Source organism: uncultured Gimesia sp., from assembly GCF_937919775.1.
Lineage (GTDB): Bacteria > Planctomycetota > Planctomycetia > Planctomycetales > Planctomycetaceae > Gimesia.
Map to the genome: position 1 here is coordinate 1 of NZ_CALFPF010000660.1, position 4,934 is coordinate 4,934.

General features: G+C 50.3%; 3 protein-coding genes and 1 tRNA gene. All 4 read left to right on the forward strand.

Going from position 1 to position 4,934, the window contains the following annotated elements; translation table 11 throughout:
- On the forward strand, positions 1 to 548 hold a 548-nt coding region (locus tag Q0294_RS18810), incomplete at its 5' end, for a sugar phosphate isomerase/epimerase family protein (protein ID WP_299468531.1).
- Positions 549 to 613: 65 nt separating this feature from the next.
- Complete coding sequence (locus Q0294_RS18815; RefSeq protein ID WP_299468533.1) at positions 614 to 1,834, forward strand: formylmethanofuran dehydrogenase subunit B; 1,221 nt, start codon at positions 614 to 616, stop codon at positions 1,832 to 1,834.
- 256 nt (positions 1,835 to 2,090) lie between these two features.
- Positions 2,091 to 3,455: an HD domain-containing phosphohydrolase gene (locus tag Q0294_RS18820; RefSeq protein ID WP_299468535.1), complete on the forward strand. Its 1,365-nt coding sequence runs from the start codon at positions 2,091 to 2,093 to the stop codon at positions 3,453 to 3,455.
- Positions 3,456 to 3,682: 227 nt separating this feature from the next.
- Positions 3,683 to 3,755: transfer RNA gene (locus Q0294_RS18825), tRNA-Phe, on the forward strand.
- Positions 3,756 to 4,934: the final 1,179 nt, after the last annotated feature.

The window sequence follows — 4,934 nt, forward strand, 5'->3', positions numbered from 1 at the left end:
CCGATTTTGCACGGCTGCTGGGATGTGATACGGTTGCCCTGCATATCGGATTCGTTCCGGAAGATCGCGATTCGGAAGATTACAAGGAACTGGTGAAGGTGACTCAGAAACTGCTGGATCATGTCAAAGTGAACAGCCAGACTCTGAATCTGGAGACCGGACAGGAATCAGCAGACCACCTGCTCGATTTTATCAGCGATGTCGGACGGGATAATCTGAAAATTAATTTCGATCCCGCGAATATGATTCTGTATGGGACGGGCGATCCGATTGCCGCATTGCAGCGCGTCGGACATCTGGTTGCCAGCGTGCATTGCAAAGATGCAACCTGGGCACCCGAAGACAAACGTGGAATTGCCTGGGGTGCAGAAACGCCTCTTGGCGAAGGCGATGTCGGAATGGCCACTTACCTGCGGACGCTCAATGACATTGAATATACCGGGCCACTGACAATCGAACGTGAAATCCCCGAAGATCGTGACAAGCAGAAAGCCGATATTGGCAAAGCCGTTTCACTTTTGAATGAACTGAAAGAACTAATCGGTTAATTCGAATTGCCTGTGAACTGCGTTCCGATGAATTACGGTTCTGGAGACCGTCTGTGAAAAATGTGATGGAAGACGTTGCTTGTGCAGGTTGTTGTTGCGTCTGCGATGACATTCAAGTCACGACCGATGGTCAGCAGATTCTCGAAGTTCAAACCGCCTGCCCGCAAGGGCAGGCCTGGTTCCAGCAGTCTTTGCAGACAGATGCTTTAGCGCCCCTGATCAAAGGGGCTGAAGCCTCGCCTGCAGCCGCAGTCAGCCGGGCCGTGGAATTAATCGGGCAGGCACAGGCTCCGTTAATTTTTGGCATGCATCAATCCGCCACCGATGCACAGCGGGCCGCCGTCTGTTTAGCGGACCGGATTGGAGCCACCATCGATACGGGCGCTTCCGCGACCACAAGAGCATTGCAGCAGGTCGGAGAGGCGACGTGTACTCTGGGAGAAGTCCGCAGTCGGGCCGACCTGATTATTTACTGGGGCGCTGATGCCTTACTGACCAGTGAGTGTCACAGGCAGAGTCTTGACTCAGGCACGCAGATAGTTTCGCCTAAAATCGTGTCGCTGGGCTCAGCGCTGCCCGAGTCCTGTGAATACGTCGATCAAATGATTCCAATCGAGTCTGAGCGGGAATTTGAAGTCATCTGGTCCCTGCGCGCACTTTTGAAAGGCGTGGCGCTTGCCGGAAATGAACCAGCGGGCATTTCTCTATCCGACCTGCGGGAACTGGTCAGCCTCATTCAAAAGAGCAAGTATATCGTCTTCTTTTATGGTCCCGAATTTAAACAGGGACCATTGTCTCACCGGAAAATCGAAGCCTTGTCTTTGCTGGTGAGAGAGATTCAGGCCGACCGCCGCTGTCACTCGATCAGCGTACCCCGCGCAGGCGAGACCAAAGGGGCGGAAAATGTGCTGGCATGGCAGACCGGATACGCGGCGTGTGTGAATTTTGCAGCAGGTTATCCGCGTTACTCTCCCGAAGAATATTCCGCAAATCATGTACTCGAACAGCAGGAAACCGATCTCTGTATTCTGGTAGGCGCGATAGCCCTTTCCGGACTGTCTGAGTGCGCTCTGAAGCATCTGGCTCGAGTTCCGGTTATCCTGATCGGTCCGGCTGCTGTGAACCTGCCGAATCTGGAAGTATTTCTCCCCACAGGGATTTCCGGCATCCATTTCCCGGGTACCGTTTATCGCTTTGACGGAACTCCCCTGCCTCTGCGTGGCTATTTAACCACCGGTAAATCCAGTGAAGCCGAGATCATATCTGAGATCATTGCATTGGTATAAGTACCGATCGACCTCACAAGGCTCCAGAGATTTCCCTCCAGCCGTTTTTTCCTGATCCGATAATTCCGATTAATCGTCAGAATTGGTATCGGAATTTTGCGTCGTAAATCCCTCCCTCGCTGGGTTTTCAAATATTTTAAACTAGGTTTGTAATGAGTTTAAACTCTTGGGAACTTTGTAAAGCGTTCCACTTTAAAATAAGGCACGGACTGGATTCCTCAATCGTCAGGAATCAGTTTCGATTCAGGTTGTGAGAATGACAACAGAAATAAAAGAAAAATTAGACCAGGCGACCGAATCGCAAGCTGATGAGCAGGAGACCGTTTCGATACGCGTCGAAGATCTGATCGTAGGCCGGAAAATCAATAATCCGATTTACGATACCAATGGTGTCTTACTATTAGCGTCGGGATCAGTTGTTAACTCACGTTTCAAACAATTGTTACGTGATCGAAATATGCCGCAAGTGGATATCCACAATCAGGATGCTTCTATGGTCAGTTTAAATGCTGACTTTTCGGACAATACCATGTTTGAAGGCGCGGGGAATGGAATCTTTTCTACCGAGTTAACCGAGAAACTGGATAAACTGATTGAATCCGGTTCGATGTTTGTCGCCAATACCGGGCCGGCTGTGCGCGACTCGATGGTCATGCATGGCTGTAAGGCCTACGACCAGAAACACCGCGATGCGCTGTTTGCGCAGCAACAAGAGTTTGGTGAGTCACTGGATGGCATGATGCGCGGCGCGCTGACCGGTAAAACTCCCAAAGGTTCTGAAATCGCCGGGATGGCCGCCAGTTACCTGACACAATTGACGGCTGATGCAGATAGTGTGATCTCGGCGGCTGCAGAAGCCGGCAAGGACGAATCACTTTCTCAGCACTGTCTGCAGATGTCGCTGTTAGGCATGGCGATCGGAACCGAATTGAATCTTGATGAAAATAACGTACGAAATATCGGTTTATGCGGACTCGTGCACGACTGGGGCATGGTAAAAGTGCAGGAGAAAATCGGTAAATGTCGCCGCAGACTCGACCCGGTGGAACGCATGGAAATGCAGAAGCATCCCATCTTTTCGCTGGAAATGCTGGAAAACATCGCCGGCATTCCGAGTGTGGTTCCCGTCGTCTGTTATCAGGTGCACGAACAACCCAACGGGCGTGGTTATCCGCGGATGCGGACGCAGAATATGATCCACATGTTTGCCCGGATTCTGAATGTGGCGCATTGTTATGTGTCTCTGACGACATCCCGCGAAGACCGCCCTGCTCTGATGCCTTATGCGGCGATGGAATTCCTGTTAAGGCAGACCAACTATAAAACCATCGATTCGGCTCCCATGCGGGCTTTGTTGAATCTGCTCTCTCTGTTTCCGGTGGGCAGTTTTGTCACGTTGACAGATCGCAGTGCCGCCCGGGTGATTCGACGCAATCAGAATTTTTATACCAGTCCGATTGTACAGATCATCCAGACAGCGGAAGGCAAAAAGGCCGATCCGATAGATCCGGCTAACATTCTTGATCTGAATGCGAGTGAGTTCGTGATTGACCAGGCCCTGCCGACTTCCGGAAAAGATGAGATCGATCTGTCCTCCGAACTCTTTGACGGCCAGATCTGAATTCATTTGATCGTTATAATGCATAAATTCCTGCGGGCGCGAAGTGGTTGAAATACCAGTATTTGCAGCGGAAAAAGCCGGGATTCAGGAAAACTGCGGAATCCTGAACAGGAAGTGCCAGTTTTGCTTGAAACTGAGAGACGAATGGCTTATATTTCCATCTCGCTTCCATTAAGCAATGATTTCATATGGGGTTAACGCCATTGAATTCACGCCGGAAACGAAAAGGGCATGTAGCTCAGTTGGTAGAGCACAGGACTGAAAATCCTGGTGTCGGCGGTTCGATCCCGCCCGTGCCCATTGATCCTTAAAAAGCAGGCATCTTTTTAGGGTTTTGAACAGGACCACAAGTCCTGGTACCAAATACGGGTAACCGACAGATCTGAGAGCCGCTTGCAGGCAAGCAGACCTTAAGGTGCCGACCCGGTGCGACAATTCAAAAACGGGCAGGAATCGAAAAACGGTTCCCGCTCGTTTTTTTGTGCGCCCTGCCCACCCCTGCTTTTCTTGTACCCTGCATTTCATTTCACGCTGAATCACGGTTTCGTAGTGATGAAACACCTCTTGACCGTGCCGCGCCGATTCCAAAAATGCGGAGCAAGAGTCGCGTGCGCGAGCAAACGGCACGAGCATCAGAAGACACGCCACAGCCTGTTGAAATCCGCAGTATAAAAGTCCCTGTGTGGAGAGACTTTTTCTCAAAGCCGCCGCGACTGCTTCCGAATGTTTCGTATCGTATCGATGGGCATCGCAGCCCTTCACCGACATCTCACGGGAAATCACCGAGTTCCCGTTGGGTTTCAAGTGGGTCTGATTTCCCTCTCCCCCCCTTGACCCCCGCGCACCCTTCCGCAAGAAACAAAGTCACCACAGTCAGCCAGGTACGCCACCAGACAAAAATGGACTCAGCATGCATCACGATTTCCAACCTGCTTTCAATAAAGCGATTCCACAAACCATCCGGACCAGCCCCGACGGAAACAAATCAACCCCCAACCGGAAACGAACAAAACATTCATCCGGACAATCAGACAAACATCATATTCGCCGGTCACGCGGCTGGAGAGATACACACTGAGAACAGGTGCCTGAGTCAGCACACAAACAAGCAAAGTCAACAGCCCGCAAGCAGCGGATCTACTGTATCGACGCCGAAGTCATGGGAGAGAGAAGCATTACTGGAAAGCCAAAGCAACCGCGAATTGATTTCGGATATATTTTATCTCCCCTGCGTAATGACCAGGAAACGGTGTTTACCCGGTTATTGATTTCGATCGTCATTTGAGGTGCTGAAACTCCTCGTTGACAGTCTATTTCAACGTAATACAATTATTATGTTTCCAGTAATGACCTGAATTTAAAACATCTACAATCGCTTACAGAATCGAGCAGATAAATAACAAGTTAGGCATCAGACAAATGGTGATTGTTTTAATAATATTTGGCATCGGTTTTCTCTTAACGATAATTGAACAGACT